This is a genomic window from Nocardia higoensis NBRC 100133 (genome assembly GCF_000308595.1).
Taxonomy (GTDB): Bacteria; Actinomycetota; Actinomycetes; order Mycobacteriales; family Mycobacteriaceae; genus Nocardia; species Nocardia higoensis.
On sequence record NZ_BAGA01000099.1, the window covers coordinates 1 to 19,369 of the forward strand.

Sequence of the window (19,369 nt, forward strand, 5' to 3'; positions counted from 1 at the left end):
GGAGCAGACGAGAAGGGGTTGTTGCCCACACGCGGGGGCTTCGGACCCGGCTTCGGGCCGGGACGCGGGCCGCCCTGCGCCGGGGCGCCCGGACGCTGCTGCTGTTGCTGCTGGCCGGGACGCTGCTGCTGTTGCTGCGGCGCGGGGCGCGGGCCACCCGGAGTCGGGCGTGGGCCCGCCGGAGCCGATGGCGCCGCGGGAGCGGCCTTGGCAGCGGGGGCTTCCGGCGCCGCGGGGCGCGGAGCCGGGACGGGTCCGGGTTTGACCGACGGGCCGGGACGGACCTCGGACGGACGTGCGACCTGCTCCGCGGGGGCCTGCTGCGCGGCAGCGGCAGCGGGGGCGGCGGGGGTACGCGGACCCGGACGGGGGCCGCCGGGGACGGGCTTGGGGCCCGGGCGGGCCGACGACGAAGGACCGGGCCTCGCACCGGTCTTGGCGCCGTTCGCGGGGGCCGATTTCGGCGCGAACGACTCGCGCAGACGACGCGCGACGGGTGCTTCCACCGTCGAGGACGCCGACTTCACGAACTCGCCCTGCTCCTTGAGCGTTGCGAGTAGTTCCTTGCTCGTGACACCGAGTTCCTTGGCCAACTCGTGCACGCGGGCCTTGCCTGCCACTGCTCTCCTCACTGAGAGGTCGAGCAGCGCCACCGATTCAGGGACGGCGGCCCGCACGACCTCGGGTTATCTCCGATGGACGTTCATCGTTGGTACTTCACGGTGTGCTCATGAGTGCTCGTGCCTGTTCTCGAGGTACTGCTCCAGGGCTGAGATATCCAGATGTCCGGACACTCGTAGTGCTCTGCCGAATGCTCGGCGTCGAACCGCTGCGGTCAAACAAACGGAAAGGGGGTGCAACCAGGCACCCCTTCCGGGAAGTCTGCGCCGCGGATCGGGAACGACCACGACGATACTGGATCCGTCGCCGGCGTCCCGATCTCGTGCCACGATCCGTAGCAGTTCGACGGCCGACTCCTGCTTACGGCATCCGATACACGTACGCACCGGAGCCGACCGGCGCGGAGACGTCCGGTGCTGCTCGATGGTGCGCCCGGGCAAAGTAGCCGAGGGCTCGAGTCGAACCTCTGTCCACTCTACAGCCGGGACGCCCCGTTCACCGAACCCGTCCCCTTTCGGCGTGACGAATCCATCCCGCGCGGCCGCCGATTCCCGGCTCGCGCCGTGCGCTGCGCTCAACTGCGATGCGCCTCCGTGCGGGCGCTGTCGTCCACGTCACCGGCGGCGTCGCTGCGGATATCGATGCGCCACCCGGTCAATCGGGCGGCCAGACGGGCATTCTGCCCCTCCTTGCCGATCGCCAGCGAGAGCTGGAAGTCGGGCACCACGACCCGTGCGGCGCGGGCGTCCGGATCGACGATGGTGACCGAAACCACTTTCGAGGGGGAGAGCGCATTGCCGACGAACGTCGCCGGATCCTCGGCGTAGTCGATGATGTCGATCTTCTCCCCCGCCAGCTCGCTCATCACGTTGCGCACCCGCTGCCCCATCGGGCCGATGCAAGCGCCCTTGGCATTGACCCCGGGCACGGTGGCGCGGACCGCGATCTTGGAGCGGTGCCCGGCCTCGCGGGCCACCGCGACGATCTCCACCGAGCCGTCGGCGATCTCGGGAACCTCGAGGGCGAACAACCGGCGAACCAGGTTCGGGTGCGTGCGCGAGAGAGTGATCTGCGGGCCGCGTGGGCCGCGCGAGACGCCGACGACGTAGCACTTGACGCGATCGCCGTGCTCGTAGGTCTCGCCGGGCACCTGCTCGGCGGCGGGGATCAGTCCTTCGGTGCCGTGCAGTTCGCTGCCGATACGCACCACGACGGTGCCGCGGGCATTGGCCCGCGCGTCGCGCTGCACCACGCCGCCGACGATGTCGCCCTCATGGGTGGCGAACTCACCGAAGGACTTCTCGTTCTCCGCGTCGCGCAGCCGCTGCAGCACCACCTGGCGTGCCGTGGTCGCCGCGATACGGCCGAACCCTTCCGGGGTGTCGTCCCACTCGGAGACGACATTGTTGTCGGCGTCGAGTTCGACCGCCATGACGCGCACGGCGCCGGTCTTCTGGTTGATGTCGACACGCGCGTTGGGCTGATGCCCTTCGGTGTGCCGGTATGCGGTCAACAGTGCCGACTCGATCGCGGAGATCACCGTCTCGATCGAGATCCCCTTGTCGGCGACGATCGCCCGCAGGGCTTCGATTTCGATGTTCATTCCACGATCCCTTCACTCGGCTCGGACGCTGGTGTTGCTGGTGACGCTGGTGTTGCCGGTACTACGAGACCTTCGTCCTGAGCCGGTTGCGGCCGGCCGGGCGCCACCCCGCCCGCGAGTTCCAGTTCCCTGGCTCCCGGCGGGGAGAACTCCACCTGCACGACCGCGCGCTCGATGTCGGCGAGCGGCACGTGCACCCGGTGCGGCTTCTGTTTACCGCCGAGCACCAGCGCGACCGTTCCCTCGCCGAGCCGGCCGACCCGCGCCTCGAAGCGAGCCGATCCGCCGGGGTCGGGTGGTTCGGCGCCGGGCCGGAGCGTGATCCGCACCTTGCGGCCCTGCGCGCGACGCCAGTGCCGGGGCGCGGTCAACGGACGGTCGACGCCGGGGGTGGTGACTTCGAGGAGATACGGCGACTCGCCGAAAACGGCCGCGTCGTCCAAGACTACCGAGATCTCCGAGCTGAGTTCGGCGACGGAGTCCAGGTCGGCCGGTCCGTCGCTGTCCACGATCACCGTGAGCCTGGTCTGCGCGTCCGCACGGCCGCCCGCCGCGATGATCTGCACGCCCTCGAGGTCGAAACCCCGGCGTTCGACGAGCCCAGCAACCAGCTGGCTCACCCTCTCCTCGGTCGGCATGGGCATGTGCGGCGGCTCCTGGTTCAGTTGTGACGCGGTCCAGTTGTGGCACGGTCGTGGTGTGACACGGCGAGAAATCCGGTACCGAATCTCTAGCGTAACGCGCCCGGGGAGTGTATAGGACCATCGGCCCAGGGCGACAAGCCGCTGGCGTGGCGCGCTTTCCCGGCGTGGCGGCGGTGACCGGCGCAGGCTCGGCGGCGAGCCCGCGGCGGCGAATCTGGCACGATGGTCGGGTGCCATTCCGCCTCTCCACGCCGTCGCAGGCCGGGCTTCCCGACCTCCCCCTCGTGCACCGGCACGTCACCTCGCAGACCGCCTGGGACGATCACCGCCCGCTCGGCGCGGGAAACGGTCATGGCGCCGAACGAGTAGGCGCCGCAACAGGATCCGATTCCGCCAGGGCAGGATCCGGCGGCCGGAGTTCGGGCCCGAGCGCCGCGCGGAGGCAGACGCTGTCGTTCGATCGACGAACCGCGTTGCGCGCCGCGGGAGCGGGCACGCTCGGCGCCCTCGCGCTCGCGGCGACGGCCGCCTGCACCGAGGACCCCGTGCACGACCCCGACCCGCTCGCCGTCCACGAGCTGCAGGCCCGCGCCGACGCCGCGGCCGCGAGCGCGGCGATCGCCCTCGCACCGCACCTGCAGTCCACCCTGAGCACGATCGCCGCCCAGCGCACCGAGCACGCCGAGATCCTCGCCGCCGAGATCGCCCGCCTGGTCGGCGTCTACGGCGACGGGACCACCCCGGTCCACAAGACCAGACCGCCGAGCGCGACCCCGGCACCGGTCTCCGCGCCCGGCATCGAGCAGTTGCGCGAGCAGTTGTCCCGCTCGCGGCGGGCCACCGCCGACACAGCCGTCGCCCTGTCCGGCTACCGCGCCGGCCTGCTCGCCTCCATCAGCGCCGCCTGCGCCGTGCACGCCGAAGGACTCGCCACCGCATGACCGACGAACGCCAGACCGTGCTCGACGCCCTGCGCGCCGAGTACATCGCCGTCTACGCCTACGGCGTGATCGCCGCCTACGCATCGCCCGAACGGCGTGACCTGGTCGCCGAGCACACCGCCGCCCACCGCGCCCGCCGGGACGCCACTCTCGACACCCTGCGCGCCGCGGGCGTGGAAGCGCCCACCCCGGACCCGGCCTACACGGTGCCGTTCCCGGTGGACAATCCGGTCGACGCGGCCCGTCTGGCCGAGACCGTGGAAGCCGACGCCGCCGTGGCCTGGCGGGCGGTGGTCGAGCAGAGCAGTACCGAGCAGAATCGCCGCCTCGGCGTCGACGCGCTGGCCGAGAGCGCGCTACGCCTGGCGACCTGGCAGAACATCCTCGGGACACCGAGCAACGCGCTGCCGGGCGCGGTCTGAACCGGCTCCCATCCGAAGCCGGGCACGCGGCGAATAGCCTTCGGTAGCGTTGTCGCCCGATCAGCTTGCCGGAGGACAGGATTCGATGAGTCGCGCTGTACGCCACGCCTGTGTGCTGCTGATCGTCCTGGCCGCTGCCGTCACGGCATTCCGCACCGCAGGTCCCGCCCACGCCACCGGGCACCCGAACGACCTCGTCCGCGACTACACCGACCTCTGAGACAGCGGCGGCCCACACCGCGTTCGCCCCCGCATCTCGGCCTTGTCTCGCGTCTTCGCGCGGCGGCACCGGAGAAGGTGGCGGCATCCGGCCGTAGCGCCGGGGCCGGGACACGACAATGCCCCGGTCCGCGACGTGCAGACCGGGGCGCGTCGGTCCGGACTCAGCCGCGGATGCGCGCGACCACCGTGGAGACCGCCTCCGCGGCGGGCACTTCCTCGGCCTCGCCGGTGAAGCGGTTGCGTAGTTCCACCGTGCCGTCGGCCCAGCCGCGGCCGACCACCAGCACCCACGGCATGCCGAGCAGTTCGGCGTCCTTGAACTTGACGCCGGGCGAGGCGGTGCGATCGTCGAACAGCACGTCCAAGCCCTGCGCGTGCAGGCCGGCGACCACCTCTTCGGCGCCGGAGCGGGCCGCGGCGTCCTTGTTGGCGATGACGACGTGCACATCGAACGGCGCGATCTCGGCGGGCCAGCGCAGGCCCTTCTCGTCGTGCTGCTGTTCGGCGACGACCGCGACCATGCGGGAGACGCCGATGCCGTAGGAGCCCATGGTCAGGCGCACCGGCTTGCCGTTCTCGCCGAGCACGTCCACCTCGAAGGCGTCGGTGTATTTGTTGCCGAGCTGGAAGATGTGGCCGATCTCGATACCGCGCGCCGAGACGAGGGTGCCGCGGCCGTCCGGCGAGGGATCACCGTCGCGGACCTCGGCGGCCTCCACGGTGCCGTCCGGGGTGAAGTCGCGTCCGGCGATCAGCCCGACGACGTGCTTACCCTGGATGTCGGCGCCGGTGATCCACGAGGTACCGGTGCCGACCCGCGGGTCGACGAGATAGCGGATGCCGTTGGCCTGCAGCGCCTTCGGGCCGATGTAACCCTTGACCAAGAAGGGATTCTCGGCGAAGTCGGCGTCGGTGAGCAGTTCCACCTCGGCGGGCTCGACGGAGGCGCCGAGGCGCTTGTCGTCGACCTCGCGGTCGCCGGGCACGCCGATACCGACGATCTCGGTCTTGCCGTCCGGGTGGCGCAGCTTGACCATCACGTTCTTGAGAGTGTCCGCGGCCGTGACCGGACGGCCGAACTGTTCGGCGATGCCCGCGGCGTTGGCCCAGTCAACGAGCGCGGCGATGGTGGGAGTGTCCGGGGTGTCGTGCACGACGGCCTCGGGCCTGCCTTCGATCGGCTGCGGCGCGGGCGCGGGCGTGATCACCGCTTCGACATTGGCCGCGTAGCCGGATTCCCGGCAGAGCACGTAGGTGTCCTCGCCGACCGGGCTGTCGGCCAGGAACTCCTCGGAGGCACTGCCGCCCATCGCGCCCGAGGTGGCCGCCACGATCACGTACTGCACCTTCAGACGCTCGAAGATGCGCTGGTAGGCCTCGCGGTGCGCGTTGTAGCTGGCCTTCAGGCCGTCCTCGTCGAGGTCGAAGGAGTAGGAGTCCTTCATGATGAACTCGCGCCCGCGCAGGATGCCGGCGCGGGGACGTTCCTCGTCGCGGTACTTGGTCTGGATCTGGTACAGCGTGACCGGAAGATCCTTGTAGGAGTTGTACTCACCCTTCACGGTGAGCGCGAACAGCTCTTCGTGGGTGGGCCCGAGCAGGTAGTCCGCACCCTTGCGATCCTGGAGGCGGAACAGGCCGTCGCCGTACTCGGTCCAGCGATTGGTGGTCTCGTAGGGCTCGCGCGGCAGCAGGGCGGGCAGCGAGATCTCCTGGGCGCCGATCGCGTTCATCTCCTCGCGCACGACGTCTTCGACCTTGCGCAGCACCTTCAGGCCCAACGGTAGCCAGCTGTACACACCCGGGGCGATGCGGCGCACGTATCCGGCGCGAACCAGCAGTTTGTGGCTGGGCACCTCGGCGTCGGCGGGGTCGTCGCGCAGGGTGCGCAGGAAGAGGTGAGACAGGCGGGTGATCACGGCGAACAGCGTAGTCCCCGTCCGATCGCGCGCTCAAAGGCATTACCGTATCCGCTCGTGCTGGTGCTGTTGCCTCCCTCCGAAACCAAGTCCGACGGCGGATCGGGCGCTGCCCTCGACCTGGATGCTCTGTCGATGCCACAGCTCACGCCGATACGGGCGAAGCTGGTCGACCAGCTGATCGGGCTCGCGGCCGATCCGGAAGCCAGCCGAGCGGCGCTCGGGCTCGGTAAGGGGGCCGAGGCGGAGATCGCCCGCAACGCCGCCTTGCGCACCTCCCCCACCCGGCCCGCACTGGAGCGCTACACCGGCGTGCTCTACGACGCGCTCGACGCGAAGGCATTCACCAAGGTCCAGCGGGAGAAGGCGCGAGCCCGCCTGGCGATCGGGTCGGCGCTGTTCGGCGTGGTCCGGGCCGTGGACCCGATTCCCGCCTATCGCCTCTCGGGCGGCTCGAAACTGCCCGGCCTGCCGACTCTCTCGGCGCTCTGGCGTGACGACCTGCCCGCCGCACTGGCGCGGGAGACGGCAGGCGAACTCGTCGTCGATCTGCGCTCGGGCGTCTACCAGCAACTCGGCCGCGTGCCCGGCGCCGTCACCGCGAACGTGCTGACCGAGCACCCGGACGGCTCGCGCACCGTGGTCAGCCATTTCAACAAGCACCACAAGGGTCTGCTGGCCCGCGCGCTGGTGCTCACCCGCGCCGAGCCGACGGATGTCCGCGGCTTGGCCAAGGTCGCGACCAGGGCGGGACTGCGGATCGAGATCGCCTCCCCAACGGAACTTCTCGTTCTCACCTGAGCCGGGAATCAGCGCACGGCATCGGTGTGTTGCTCACCACGTGACCACTACCGCAACGCTTTCCGAGACCCTGAAGAACCACATCGACGACAACCACGTGTACGCGAGCGTTGCCACGCTCGGCCCGAACGGTCATCCGCACCTGACCGTGGTCTGGCTCGCCCGCGACGGCGACGATCTGCTGTTCTCCACTACGGTGGACCGGCAGCAGGGCAAGAACCTCGCGGCCGATCCCCGGATCACCGTGCTGATCAATCCGCCGGAGCAGCCCTACCTCTACGCCGAGATCCGCGGCACCGCCACCGTCACCCCCGACCCGGAGCGGGCGCTGCCGGATCAGCTGTCGCTGAAGTACACCGGCAAGCCCTACGCCGAATTCAATCCGGCCTCGGCGAACGACGGTGAGCGCGTGATCGTGCGCGTCACGCCCCGCAAGGTCGTCAGCCGCATCTAAGGCGTGAAGCCCCCGGCGCGCCGGATCCCACCCGGCGGCGCCGGAACCACGCGGCCGCACGGTCCGGATCGGCCGCGACGAGTCGGACTCAGCTGCGCTGGGCCTCGTCCTGCGCGTGCTGCGCCCGGGCGATGTCCTGCGGGGTGAAGCGCAGGGTGAGCGCGATCAGGCCGATCACCAGCGCGACACCCGCGCACACCGCCAGCACCAGCGTGTACCCCTCACCGAGCGCCACGATCTCGGCGTCGGTCATCCCCGACACCGGGCCGGTCGACCCGCCCAGGGACAGGGTGCGCGAGACCGCCACCGGGGTGAGGATGCCGATCGCCATCGGCGTGCCGAGATTCATGAACATCTGGCCGACCGCCGAGAGCGGCCCGATGTCCGAGGCGGGCACGCCGACCAGGACGCTGAGCGGCGTCACGACCATCGCGACCCCCACCCCGAGGCCGATCACGATCAGCAGCGGCAGCAGCACCGAGACGTAGGACACCTCGTCGTGCAACGTCGAGCCGACCATCAGGCCGCCCGCCAGGACCAGCGCGGCGCCGAGCAGCAGCCAGCGCGGCGCGATGGTCATGGCCAGCTTGGAGGCCAGCGCGCCGCCGATGCCGATACCGATGGTGAACGGGATCGAGGCGGTGCCCGCCTGCAGCGGACCGTAGCCGAGCACGTTCTGCAGGAACTGGGCGACGAAGTAGGTCATCGCGCCGAGCACGCTGCCCGAGAGCAGGATGAGCAGGAAGGTGGTGACCCGGTCGCGGCTGTCGAACAGCGACCAGGGCAGCAGCGGGTTGTCGACATTGCGTTCGGCGACGACGAACACCACCAGCAGGATCGCACCGCCGATCAGCGAACCGACGACCGCCGGGTTGGTCCAGCCCAGCCCGGGGCCCTCGGTCGCGCCGAACACGATGGCGGCGCAGGCCAGGGTGCCGAGCACCGCGCCGCGGATATCCAGGGTCATCCGGTGGTGGTCGGTATCGGCCAGGCAGTAGATCGCGCCGACGATGATGAGCGCGCCGATCGGCACGTTGATCAGGAAGATCCAGCGCCATGACAGCTGAGTCAGGGCGCCACCGACGACCAGCCCGCCGACCGAGCCGACGCCCACCATCGAGCCGACCACGGCGATCGCTTGATTACGCGCCTTGCCCGGCGCGAACGTGGTCGCCACCAGGGCGAACGCGGCGGGGGCAGCGACCGCCGCACCCCCGCCCTGCAGAGCGCGCGCGGCGACGAGCATCCATTGCCACTGGGCCAGGCCGCAGATCAGCGAAGCCAGCGTGAACAGGGCGACGCCGATGATGAGCATGCGCTTACGGCCGAAGGCGTCGCCGAGACGACCGCCGAGCAGCATCAGGCCGGCGAAGGTCAATCCGTAGGCGGTGACGATCCAGGCGCTGCCTGAACTGCTCAGGCCCATCTGGTCCTGCAGTCGAGGCAGCGCGAAGATCACCACGGTGCCGTCGAGCACGACCATGAGCTGCAACCCGCTCAGGACGAGGATCGCGAGCCCGAGGGCCCGCTGCTTCACCGGAGACTGCGTCGTCGCAGCGGGGTTTTCGAGCATGGTGAGCCACCTTAGTGGACGGGTGAACAATTGCCGGTACGCATGGGTACGGCTACCCGTTCTCCGATCCGGTCAGTACTTCGGCGTCTTCGACGGCGAACGCGGCGGTCGGCCCGATGACGATGATCGCGGGCGGCCGGATGCCTTCGGTCCGGACGCGGGCGGCCACCGTGCCCAGATCGGCGCGCAGGACACGCTGGGTGCGCAGTGTGCCCTCCTGGATCACCGCGGCCGGGGTATCGGCCGCCCGGCCACCTGCCAGCAGCGCGTCGGCGAACTGCTCGATGCGCTCGACGGCCATCATCAGCACCAGGGTGCCGCGCAACCGCGCCAGCGCGGGCCAGTCGACCAGCGAATCCGGGTGATCCGGGGCGACGTGCCCGCTGACCACCACGAATTCGTGGGTCACGCCCCGATGGGTCACCGGGATGCCTGCCGCACCCGGCACCGAGATGGGGCTGGTGACGCCCGGCACGACGGTGACCGGCACCCCGGCGGCCACGCATGCTTCCACTTCCTCGTAGCCGCGGCCGAACACGTACGGGTCACCGCCCTTGAGCCGCACCACGAACTTGCCCGCCTTGGCGCCTTCGACGAGCGCGGTGTTGATCGCCTCCTGCGCCATGGCCCGCCCGTAGGGGATCTTGGCGGCGTCCACGACCTGCACGTGCGGCCCGAGTTCGGCCAGCAGCTCCGGCGGTGCGAGCCGGTCGGCGACCACGATGTCGGCGCGGGCGAGCAGACGCCTGCCGCGCACGGTGATCAGGTCGGGGTCGCCGGGGCCACCGCCGACGAGGGCGACGCCGGGAGCGACCGGTGTGGAATCGTCGGCGACCGTCCCCGACTGCAGGGCCTCGAGCAGGCCGTTGCGGACCGCGGCCGAACGCCGGTGCGCGCCGCCTGCCAGCACGCCGATCGCCAGGCCCTCGTAGCGCGCGGTCGCGGGCGTGACGGCGGTGCCCAGGCGGGCGTTGTCGGCGCGCACGCAGAACACCCGGCGCCGTTCCGCTTCGGCGACGACCGCGGCATTGGTCTGCGGTTCGTCGGTGCAGGCGATCGCGTACCAGGCGTCGGCGAGGTCGCCGTCGGCGTAGTCGCGCAGCGCCACGGTGATCTGCCCGGCGCTCGCCATGCCCTCGACGGTCGGCGTCACTTCCCGGCTGACGACGTGTACCTCGGCGCCCGAGGCGATCAGCAGCCCGAGCCGGCGCGCGGCGACCGTCCCACCGCCGACCACGACCACGCGACGGCCGCGCAGGTCGAGTCCGACGAGATAGTTCGGCTCCGCTGCGGCCTCGGCGACCTGGTCTCCGTTGGTGTCTGACGTTTTCGGCACAGTCGTTCAGCCTACGGCCAGGCCGGGGCGGGCCCGCACCCAGACCGCTGCGCCGGGTGGCCGTGCACCACGCGGCGTGTCACCCGGCCTTTTCGCCGAATCCGCCACCGCGACGGAACTGAAACACGTTACATTCGCACTCGATCCACGCGACCACGCGCGCGGCCGGCCCAGTGCCAAGGAGGTTGCTCATGACCGACGACACGGATCCGACGCTACGGCGGCAGCTCACCGTGAGTGAACGCGATCCCGAAGCCCTGGCCGCGGACCTCTCCGCCTGGCTGCGGACCCGCACCGACGCCGAGGGCGCGCCGGTGGTCACGAACGCGAGCATTCCGCAGAACTCCGGGTTGTCGAGCACGTCGGTGTTCTTCGACGCCACCTGGCAGGCAGGCGGGATGCGCGAGGGCGGCTCGTTCGTCGCCCGGCTGGCGCCGGACCCGCGCGACTTCCCGGTCTTCCACACCTACGACCTGACCGCCCAGTTCCACGTCATGGCCGGCGTGGCCGCCGCGACCACGGTCCCGGTGCCGCCGCTGTGCTGGCTGGAAACCGACGCGACGGTGCTCGGCACGGAATTCTTCGTCATGCGCCGCGTCGAGGGCCGCGTGCCGACCGACAACCCGCCGTATGTCTTCCTCGGCTGGCTGTTCGAGGCGACCCCGCAGCAGCGGGCGACGCTGGCGGCCAGGACGGTGGAGACCATCGCCGCCATCCACGCGGTGCCCGATCCCGCCGCGCGTTTCCCGATGCTCGACGGGCCGGGCCAAACGCTGCGCAGACACCTGGACTGGCACCGTGACTGGTACGACTGGGCGCTGGCCGCCGACGGTTACCGGATCCCGATCATCGAGCGCGCCTTCGACTGGCTGGAGGCGCACCGGCCCGCCGATCCCGGGCCGGACGTGCTCTGCTGGGGCGATGCCAGGCCGGGCAACATCATCTTCGACGGCTTCGAACCAGCCGCGGTACTGGACTGGGAGATGGCGGCGCTCGGCCCGCGCGAGGTGGATCTGGCCTGGACGGTGTTCATCCACCGCTTCTTCCAGGACATCGCCACCCGCTTCGACCAGCCGGGCCTGCCCGATTTCCTGCGCCTGGGCGAGACGGTGGCGACCTACGAACGCGCGAGCGGACATCGGGTGCGCGACATGGACTTCTACCTGGTCTACGCCGCCCTGCGGCACGCCATCGTGATGGCCAGGATCAAACGCCGGATGCTGCACTTCGGCGAGGACACCGATACCGACGACCGCGACGACTACGTCATGCACAGGGCACTGCTGGAATCCATGCTCGACGGCACCTGTGCATGGGACTGAGGACACTGTGAACACACCCCGCACCCCCGGTTCGACGCCCTCGCCGCTGGACGAGTACCCCATCCACCAGACCCCGCTGCCGATGACGCGGGTGGCCTCGAGCGACCGGAACTTCTACGACCGCAGCTATTTCAACGCCCACGACCGGGACGGCGGCACGCTGGCCGTCACCGGTTTCGGCGTGTATCCGAATCTCGGCGTCGTCGACGGATACCTGGCGGTGCGCCGCGGCGAGCAGGTTCGCTCCGTGCGCTTCTCCGACGCGCTCGGCGACCGCGGGATGGACCTGCGGGTGGGTGGCTACCGCATCGAGGTGCTCGAGCCGCTGCACCGGCTGCGCGTGATCTGCGAGCACGACGAGCTGTCCTGCGACATGACCTGGACCGGCGCCTTTCCCGCGGTCGCCGAGCAGCCGCATCTGATTCTCGCCGGCGGGCGCCCGATCATCGAGGCCTCGCGCTTCGCTCAGGTCGGCTCGTGGTCGGGATCGCTGTCGATCGACGGCACGGACATCGCGCTCGACGAGCGGGTGTGGACGGGCACCCGCGACCGTTCCTGGGGCATCCGCCCCGTGGGCGAGGCCGAACCGCCCGGCCGCGCGGCCGCCGAACCCGCGGGCGGCTTCTGGTGGCTGTACGTGCCGCTGCGTTTCGAGGAGTTCGCCGTGGTGGTGATCGTGCAGGAGAACCCCGACGGCTATCGCACCCTCAACGACGCGGTGCGGGTATGGCCGGACGGCCGGGTCGAGCAGCTCGGCTGGCCGCGTGTCGAGATCGACTACCGCACCGGCACCCGCCACCCCGTGGCCGCCCGTCTGTTCCTGAGCACCCCCGACGGCACACCGCTCGACATCGAGATCGCCACCGGCACAGCGATGCCGCTGCACGTCGGGTGCGGCTACGGCGGCGATCCGGACTGGCAGCACGGCCAGTGGAAGGGACGCGGCTGGTCGGACGCACGCCGCTACAACCTCATCGATCCCGCCGTGGCGGCCCGCGTCCCGTACGGCGTGACCGACCACGTCGCGCGCGCCCGCTGCGGCGATGTCGTCGGCTGGGGCCTGTTCGAACACGCCAGCATCGGCAGGCACGATCCGACCGGGTTCGCGGATTGGGGTTCGGTCGCGCCCTGAGTCCGTCCACGGCTGCCCGGCGGAAGGGGCTATCCCGATACCTGAGCAAGGGCCACGGTGACCCCCTCGTGCACGGTTTTGGCGTGCACCAGAGGTCCGCCCCGGGCGGCGAGGACGGCGGCGGCTTCGGCCACGCTCGCCGTTCCGGTCGCGGCGGCGACACATTCGCTGGGATGCGGGACCTCGACTCCGGCCAGCTCGGCCGCGGAGAACGTGCGCACCGGTACCCGCAATTCCGCCGCCGCGCAGAGCAATCCGGGCTCGTCACCGCGCCGGTCCAGCGTTGCCAGGCAGCGGCAGTCCGCGTCGGCGAGGACCGCCCGCACCGCCGACAGGATCCGGTCCGCGCCCGTCCCCGGGCGGAAGCCGATCCCGACGGCGACCGCCTCGCGGAAAACGCGCCGGTCCGTCACACTGACCGCCGGACAGCGCACGCCGGCCCGCGCACGGCGGACGAACGCGCCGCCTCGCCGACCACGCGTCGCGACGGGGGGCGCCCCGGTTCAGCGCACCGCGTGAGCGGTCGCATATTCGGCTGCCGCAGCGACGAATCGCGCTGTCGCAATGGGATTTCCGGCGGGATGGGTGTGTAGATAGGAGGCGTGCACACGATGGGTGAGCAGTCCTTCGCGGACCGCAGCGCCTGCGGGATCGCGCCAACCCCAGGCAGGCCGGGAAGTATCCGCGCGGACCAGGCGAGTCCGGTGGAACTCGTGGCCTCGCACCCGTTCGCCCGCACGCCACAGCGGCGAGTCCGCCACCGCCACGGCATCGCGGTAGCCGAGGGTCAGGCGGGGTCCGAATTCGGCGTCCGCGTCGACGACACCGGCCAGAGCGTGGCCGTCGAGTGAGCGGGTCAGGTACAGCAGTCCCGCGCATTCGGCGTGGATCGGCAGGCCGGCGCCCGCCTGTGCCCGGACCTGCTCCAGCAGTGGCGTATTGGCCGCCAGTGCCGCGGCGTGCTCCTCGGGAAAACCGCCGGGCACGACGAGGCCTGCTGTGCCGGTGGGCAATTCATCGCGGAGCGGGTCGAAGACCACGACGCGAGCGCCCGCCGCGGCGAGCAGCTCGCGGTGCTCGGCATAGCCGAAGGTGAACGCGGGACCACCCGCCATCGCCACCAGTGGGCCCACACCGCCGCAACCACCGTCCCCATCGAATCGGTTGTCGTCACCGACAACGGTGGCCCCGCCCGAACCGTCTGTGACACCGAGAGCGCCGTCGTCACCGGACCCGCTGTCACCGCCGATCCGGCCCCCGCTACCGACGGGGCTCACGGCCGTGAACCCGGCGATTTCCGCAGCTCTCGCCAACTCCTCGGCAGGATTCCAGGACGGCCCGCTCACCGTGCCACGCGCCAGAGCGGCCACGGCGGCGAGATCGACGTGCGCGGCGACCAGGTCGGTCATCGCGGCGACGGCCGTGGTCGCGGCGGACCCGTGCTCGACGGCCGGGATGAGACCGAGGTGGCGGGAAGGGACTTCGAGTTCGACCATGCGCGGGAGCGCGCCGAGCACCGGCAGCCCGACGCGGGAGCAGGCCGCGCGCAGCACCTGCTCGTGCCGCTCGCTGCCGACCCGGTTGAGGATCACCCCGCCCAGCCGGATCCCGCTGTCGAAGGTCGCGAAGCCGTGTAGCAGCGCGGCCAGGCTCTGGCTGTGCCCGCGCGCGTCCACGACCAGCACGACCGGCGCGCCGAGCAGGCTTGCCACCTGGGCGGTCGAACCCTCGGCCACCGGGCGCACCTCGTCGTCGATCCGGCCGTCGAACAGCCCCATGACGCCTTCGACGACCGCCAGGTCACAGCCCGCACTGCCGTGCCGATACAGCGGTGCCACCCGGTCGGCTCCGACGAGCACCGGATCGAGGTTGCGTCCGGGTCGGCCGGCGGCAAGCCCGTGGTAGCCGGGATCGATGTAGTCCGGGCCCACCTTGAACGGCGCGACCCGATGCCCGGCCCGGCGCAGCGCGCCGATCAGACCCGTTGCCAGCGTGGTCTTCCCGCTCCCCGACGCGGGAGCGGCGATCACCACCGCGGGAGGGGCCGGCTCCCCGGCGCCGTTCACCACTCGATGCCGCGCTGGCCTTTACGGCCCGCGTCCATCGGGTGCTTCACCTTGGTCATCTCGGTGACCAGATCGGCGGCGTCGAGCAGGGCCTGCGGCGCGTCGCGCCCGGTGATGACGACGTGCTGATTACCCGGCCGGTCGACCAGGACGTCGACCACCTCGTCCACATCGACCCAGCCCCACTTCATCGGGTAGGTGAATTCGTCGAGCACGTAGAAGCGGTGTTCCTCGGCGGCCAGCCGTCGCTGGATCTCCCGCCAGCCGGACAGCGCGGCAGCGGCATGATCGTCCTCGCTGCCCTGCTTGCGCGTCCACGACCAGCCCTCACCCATCTTGTGCCACTGCACGGCTCCGCCCGCGCCGGTCTCCTCGTGCAGCGCGCCGAGCGCGCGGAAGGCGGCCTCCTCGCCGACCTTCCACTTTGCGCTCTTGACGAACTGGAAGACCGCCACGTCGAAGCCCTGGTTCCAGGCGCGCAGTGCCATGCCGAACGCCGCGGTGGACTTGCCCTTGCCCGGTCCGGTGTGCACCGCGAGCACCGGCTGGTTGCGGCGCTGCCGCGTGGTCAGCCCGTCGTCGGGCACCGTTTCCGGCACACCCTTCGGCATCGCTACTCCTCGTATCCCCGTGTCCCACCGGCCGGATCGGCCGGTTGTCGATCAGATGTCACGCCGCTCGCGTCGACCGCCCGGTCGCGCTCCGACCGGCCCCGGCGCGCACCACCTCGGCGACGGCCTCGCCGGTCAGCTCGCCGAGACGCACCACGCTGCCGCGCAGGGCACGCGCCAGTTCGGCGGCCAGGCCGAGCCGGATCATGCCGCGCTCGCAGTCCACCACCATCGCTGTCACCCCGTCGCCCGCCAACAGGCCGGCGGCGGTTTTCGCCCGCCCCACCGGGTCGGCGCCGCCGGTGGCCCGTCCGTCGGTGAGCAGCACCAGCATCGGACGCCTGCGCGGATCACGGACCCGCTCGCGGTGCACGATCTCACGGGCCTTCAGCAGTCCGGCAGCCAGCGGCGTCTTGCCGCCGGTGCGCAATCCCGCCAACCTGCGCACCGCGATGTCCACCGAGGAGGTCGGCGGCAGCACCAGTTCGGCCTCGGCGCCACGCACACTGATCACGGCCACCTTGTCGCGCCGCTGGTAGGCGTCGCGCAGCAGGGTGACGATGGCACCGGTCACCGCGGAGAGCCGGTCACGCGCGGCCATCGAGCCGGACGCGTCGACCACGAAAACCACCAGGTTGCCCTCGCGGCCTTCGCGATACGCGCCGCGCAGATCCTCCGGCGCGAAGGTCATCCTGCCGTCGGTCCTGTCGCGCAGGTGCTGGCGCGGGGCGGCGGCGAGCACGGTGCCGAGCAGGTGCAGTCCGGTGCCGGGTTCGGCGGTCGCGCGCACCACCCGGCCGTTGCGGGTCTGCGCACGCGAGCGGCGGCCCGGCGCGCCCTCGCCGACGCCGGGAACCTCCCAGCGCGGCGGCTGCGCGGCGCCGGACACCGGTGTGCCCGAGCGTCCTTCGCCGGATCGTCCACCGCCGGGACCGTTCGGAGCCGGGCCGTCGGGGTCGTCGTCCGGATCGGAGCTGTCATGGTCGCGACCGCTCCGATCGTCGCTCGTGCGATCGGCGTCTCGCTCGCCATCGGCGCGGTCGTCATCGGCGCGGTCGTCGCCGGGCCGGCCGACCTCGCCCCGCTCCGGCGTATCGTCGCTCGAATCCTGCTCGGGCGCGGGCGGTTGTGCCTGCTCGACCGCGTCCGCGGCATCCCGCATGGCCTGATCCAGCTGATCCTCGCTGATACCCGGCTCGTCGAAGGGATCGCGGCGACGCCGGTGCGGCAACGCCAGCTCCGCGGCGACCCGCACATCCTGCTCCGCCACCGCGTCGGCACCCCGCCAGGCGGCGTGCGCGGTGGCGGTGCGGGCCACCACCAGATCGGCACGCATCCCGTCGACGTCGAAAGACGCGCACAGCGCGGCGATCCGGCGCAGTTCGACATCGTCGAGCGCCACCTCCGCGAGCCGGTCACGCGCTTCCAGGACGCGATCGGCGATCTCCCGGTCGGCGGTGGCGTAGCGGGCCGCGAACGCCGCCGGATCCGCCTCGTAGTCCAGTCTGCGGCGGACCACCGTCATTCGGATGTCCACGTCGCGGGAGGCGGCCACGTCGACGGTGAGCCCGAATCGGTCCAGCAGCTGCGGACGCAGTTCGCCCTCTTCCGGATTCATCGTCCCCACCAGCACGAATCGCGCCGGATGCGAATGCGACACCCCGTCGCGCTCCACGTGCACCCGGCCCATCGCGGCGGCGTCGAGCAGCACGTCCACCAGGTGGTCGTGCAACAGATTGACCTCGTCGACATAGAGCACGCCGTGATGGGCCGCCGCCAGCAGACCCGGCCGGAACGCCTGTTCGCCGTCGCGCAGCACCCGTTCCAGATCCAGCGAGCCCACCACTCGATCCTCGGTCGCGCCGACCGGCAGCTCCACCAGCCGCGCGGGACGGGCGCCGGTCTCGTCCACCACCGGCGGCAACAGGTTCGCCAGCGCGCGCACGACCGTCGACTTCGCGGTCCCCTTCTCCCCGCGCACCAGCACACCGCCGATACCGGGGTGCACCGCGCACAGGATCAGCGCCAGCTGCAGCTGTTCCTGCCCGACCACGGCGGAGAACGGAAATCCGGCCTCGGAGCCGGTCGCGGGGGTCGGCAGGGCGCCGGTCTGCCGTCGTTCGGCATGGGACAAGGACATGGCCCTACCCTAGGCGGGACCGCATCCCGGTCGGTCGCCACCCTGCGTCCCCACGCGGCCGACGGCCGCGGCGGTCAGCGAGCCCGAGGCGGGGACGGCGGCGGCGGTACGGTCCGCTCGTCTATGCGCCATCCGAAACCGATGTCGTGGTCGGCGTAGGCGATGGGCAGCGCGTCCCGCTGCCGGACCAGGGTCAGCAACTCCTCGTACCAGGTGACGTAGGCGGGGTCGGGCGCCTGCGACGGCAGCACCGGCAGTGCGGCGAGCATCAGCGCGGCAACCTCGTCCGCACTCCAGGACGGGGTCACCGACGCGTCCGCGAACTCCGGTCCGGCCGCCGAGGTGTAGTGCAGCGCCGACTTCCAGGCGGCCTCGTCGTATCCGCGCGTCACGGTGTCGATGGCGTCCGCCGCGCCGACCGACAGCCGCCAGCTGGTCCCCGACGGGCTCAGTCCGGGCAGGATGCGCACCCGGTGGAAGCCGTGCCGGTGCAGCGCGGCGACGCCGTCGAGCAGACGCAGCGGGATCAGGTGATACAGCCTGCGGCGCAAGGCGGCCGACGCGGTCCGCGAGAAGGCGACCAGTTCGATGTTCTCGACCCGGGTGGCGGCGGTGGCGAGGGTGTCCACCGCGACGGCCACCGCCTCGTCGAGCGGCCGGCCGAACGCCCCGGCACCGATCAGCGGGAAGGCGACCGATCGCGCGCCGAGTTCGTCGGCGACCCGCAGCGCACGCCGGTAGCAGGTTTCCAGTAGCAGGCGATCACGCTGTCCCGCAGCGAAATTCGGGCCCGCGACGTGCACGACCCAGGTGGCGGGCAGGTTACCCGCGGTGGTCCACCCGGCCGCGCCGGTCACCAGGCCCGTGGGATACCTGTCCAGGCAGTCGCGCCGCACGGCGGGACCACCGGCCCGGTGGATCGCGCCGTCGACACCGCCGCCGTCCCCGCGCAGTGTGGGGTCGGCGGCATTGACGATCACGTCCGCCGAGACAGTGGTGATGTCGCCGTCGACGATCGACAGGTGCGCCGGACCACAGGCCGCAGCCATGACTCCCCCTTCGGCGACGGTGCCGTGTGGCGATCGGTGTGCGCGGTCAGCCGCGACGCATCGGCACGTGCTTGATCCCGTCCTCGACGAACTCCTCGCCGTCGGTCACGAAGCCGTGCTTGGCGTACATGTCGACCAGGTAGGTCTGGGCAGTGAGCCGCACCGTCGACTCCCCCGCCTCCGCCAGCGCCGCCCGCAGCAGCCGAGTGGTGTAGCCGTGCCCGCGCGCTTCCCGGACCGTACAGAGACGGCCGATGCGGAAGGATTTCACGCCGTTCTCGTGCTCCTCGAGCAACCGCAGCGTGCAGATGATCTCGCCCTCGTCGTCGAGCCAGAAATGGCGCGTCTCCGGCAACAGGTCGAGCCCGTCGAGTTCCGGGTACGCGCATTTCTGTTCGACGACGAAGACTTCTACGCGAAGCTTCAACAGCTGGTACAGGGTGGCGGTATCGAGATCCGCGGCCCACGAACGCTTGAGCGCAACCGTTGACATCATCGCGCTTTGCTATCACA

20 protein-coding genes are annotated in these 19,369 nt (G+C 71.2%); 7 read left to right on the forward strand and 13 right to left on the reverse strand.

Going from position 1 to position 19,369, the window contains the following annotated elements; genetic code table 11:
- The 4 genes from ON26_RS32360 to rimP all read right to left on the reverse strand — a co-directional run.
- The coding region (locus tag ON26_RS32360) for a translation initiation factor IF-2 N-terminal domain-containing protein (protein WP_174375413.1) at positions 1-620 on the reverse strand (620 nt) is incomplete at its 3' end.
- 108 nt (positions 621-728) lie between these two features.
- Positions 729-1,007, reverse strand: a complete 279-nt coding sequence (locus ON26_RS32365; RefSeq protein WP_444543702.1) for a YlxR family protein — start codon at positions 1,005-1,007, stop codon at positions 729-731.
- A 188-nt stretch (positions 1,008-1,195) separates the two neighbouring features.
- The gene (gene nusA / locus ON26_RS18065; RefSeq protein WP_040797367.1) at positions 1,196-2,224 is read right to left on the reverse strand and encodes a transcription termination factor NusA; all 1,029 of its coding nucleotides are present in this window, start codon (positions 2,222-2,224) and stop codon (positions 1,196-1,198) included.
- Complete coding sequence (gene rimP, locus ON26_RS18070; protein WP_040797368.1) at positions 2,221-2,868, reverse strand: ribosome maturation factor RimP; 648 nt, start codon at positions 2,866-2,868, stop codon at positions 2,221-2,223. The genes nusA and rimP overlap by 4 nt, the downstream gene beginning before the upstream one ends.
- Positions 2,869-3,098: 230 nt before the next feature.
- Between rimP and ON26_RS18075 the strand changes: the two genes are divergently transcribed.
- The 3 genes from ON26_RS18075 (at position 3,099) to ON26_RS34930 (ending at position 4,451) form a co-directional block, all read left to right on the forward strand.
- Positions 3,099-3,809 (forward strand): hypothetical protein, encoded by a 711-nt coding sequence (locus ON26_RS18075; protein ID WP_245545901.1) that lies wholly within the window; start codon positions 3,099-3,101, stop codon positions 3,807-3,809.
- Positions 3,806-4,231 (forward strand): ferritin-like domain-containing protein, encoded by a 426-nt coding sequence (locus ON26_RS18080; protein ID WP_040797369.1) that lies wholly within the window; start codon positions 3,806-3,808, stop codon positions 4,229-4,231. Before ON26_RS18075 ends, ON26_RS18080 begins: the two co-directional genes overlap by 4 nt.
- An 85-nt stretch (positions 4,232-4,316) precedes the next feature.
- A complete protein-coding gene (locus ON26_RS34930; protein ID WP_281032401.1) occupies positions 4,317-4,451 on the forward strand; it encodes a hypothetical protein in 135 nt (44 codons plus the stop codon).
- Between the two features lie 163 nt (positions 4,452-4,614).
- Here ON26_RS34930 and ON26_RS18085 read toward each other — a convergent pair whose 3' ends face one another.
- Complete coding sequence (locus tag ON26_RS18085) at positions 4,615-6,372, reverse strand: proline--tRNA ligase (RefSeq protein ID WP_040797370.1); 1,758 nt, start codon at positions 6,370-6,372, stop codon at positions 4,615-4,617.
- Positions 6,373-6,429: 57 nt separating this feature from the next.
- Between ON26_RS18085 and yaaA the strand changes: the two genes are divergently transcribed.
- Both yaaA and ON26_RS18095 read left to right on the forward strand, forming a co-directional pair.
- Entirely contained in the window at positions 6,430-7,173 is a 744-nt protein-coding gene (yaaA, locus tag ON26_RS18090) for a peroxide stress protein YaaA (RefSeq protein WP_040797371.1), read from the forward strand.
- A gap of 40 nt (positions 7,174-7,213) precedes the next feature.
- The gene (locus ON26_RS18095) at positions 7,214-7,627 is read left to right on the forward strand and encodes a PPOX class F420-dependent oxidoreductase (RefSeq protein WP_040797372.1); all 414 of its coding nucleotides are present in this window, start codon (positions 7,214-7,216) and stop codon (positions 7,625-7,627) included.
- A gap of 88 nt (positions 7,628-7,715) precedes the next feature.
- Here ON26_RS18095 and ON26_RS18100 read toward each other — a convergent pair whose 3' ends face one another.
- Both ON26_RS18100 and cobA read right to left on the reverse strand, forming a co-directional pair.
- Positions 7,716-9,200, reverse strand: coding sequence for an MFS transporter (locus ON26_RS18100; protein WP_040797373.1), 1,485 nt, complete (start codon positions 9,198-9,200; stop codon positions 7,716-7,718).
- A 52-nt stretch (positions 9,201-9,252) separates the two neighbouring features.
- A complete protein-coding gene (gene cobA / locus ON26_RS18105) occupies positions 9,253-10,536 on the reverse strand; it encodes a uroporphyrinogen-III C-methyltransferase (RefSeq protein ID WP_040797374.1) in 1,284 nt (427 codons plus the stop codon).
- Positions 10,537-10,727: 191 nt separating this feature from the next.
- Between cobA and ON26_RS18110 the strand changes: the two genes are divergently transcribed.
- Entirely contained in the window at positions 10,728-11,858 is a 1,131-nt protein-coding gene (locus tag ON26_RS18110) for a phosphotransferase family protein (RefSeq protein ID WP_040797375.1), read from the forward strand.
- A gap of 7 nt (positions 11,859-11,865) precedes the next feature.
- On the forward strand, positions 11,866-12,990 hold the full coding sequence (locus tag ON26_RS18115) for an Rv3169 family protein (protein WP_505770087.1): 1,125 nt from the start codon (positions 11,866-11,868) through the stop codon (positions 12,988-12,990).
- Between the two features lie 29 nt (positions 12,991-13,019).
- Here the strand turns inward: ON26_RS18115 and ON26_RS18120 are convergent, their stop codons facing one another.
- The 6 genes from ON26_RS18120 to ON26_RS18145 all read right to left on the reverse strand — a co-directional run bounded on the left by ON26_RS18120 (position 13,020) and on the right by ON26_RS18145 (position 19,352).
- Positions 13,020-13,403, reverse strand: a complete 384-nt coding sequence (locus ON26_RS18120) for a cobalamin biosynthesis protein (RefSeq protein ID WP_083884184.1) — start codon at positions 13,401-13,403, stop codon at positions 13,020-13,022.
- A 90-nt stretch (positions 13,404-13,493) separates the two neighbouring features.
- The gene (locus ON26_RS33875) at positions 13,494-15,023 is read right to left on the reverse strand and encodes a cobyrinic acid a,c-diamide synthase CobB (RefSeq protein WP_169333729.1); all 1,530 of its coding nucleotides are present in this window, start codon (positions 15,021-15,023) and stop codon (positions 13,494-13,496) included.
- A gap of 29 nt (positions 15,024-15,052) precedes the next feature.
- Positions 15,053-15,667, reverse strand: a complete 615-nt coding sequence (gene cobO, locus ON26_RS18130) for a cob(I)yrinic acid a,c-diamide adenosyltransferase (RefSeq protein ID WP_040797376.1) — start codon at positions 15,665-15,667, stop codon at positions 15,053-15,055.
- A 58-nt stretch (positions 15,668-15,725) separates the two neighbouring features.
- On the reverse strand, positions 15,726-17,807 hold the full coding sequence (locus tag ON26_RS18135) for a VWA domain-containing protein (protein ID WP_083884181.1): 2,082 nt from the start codon (positions 17,805-17,807) through the stop codon (positions 15,726-15,728).
- A 74-nt stretch (positions 17,808-17,881) separates the two neighbouring features.
- Entirely contained in the window at positions 17,882-18,856 is a 975-nt protein-coding gene (locus ON26_RS35015) for a macro domain-containing protein (RefSeq protein ID WP_083884182.1), read from the reverse strand.
- Between the two features lie 46 nt (positions 18,857-18,902).
- On the reverse strand, positions 18,903-19,352 hold the full coding sequence (locus tag ON26_RS18145) for a GNAT family N-acetyltransferase (RefSeq protein ID WP_040797377.1): 450 nt from the start codon (positions 19,350-19,352) through the stop codon (positions 18,903-18,905).
- Positions 19,353-19,369: the final 17 nt, after the last annotated feature.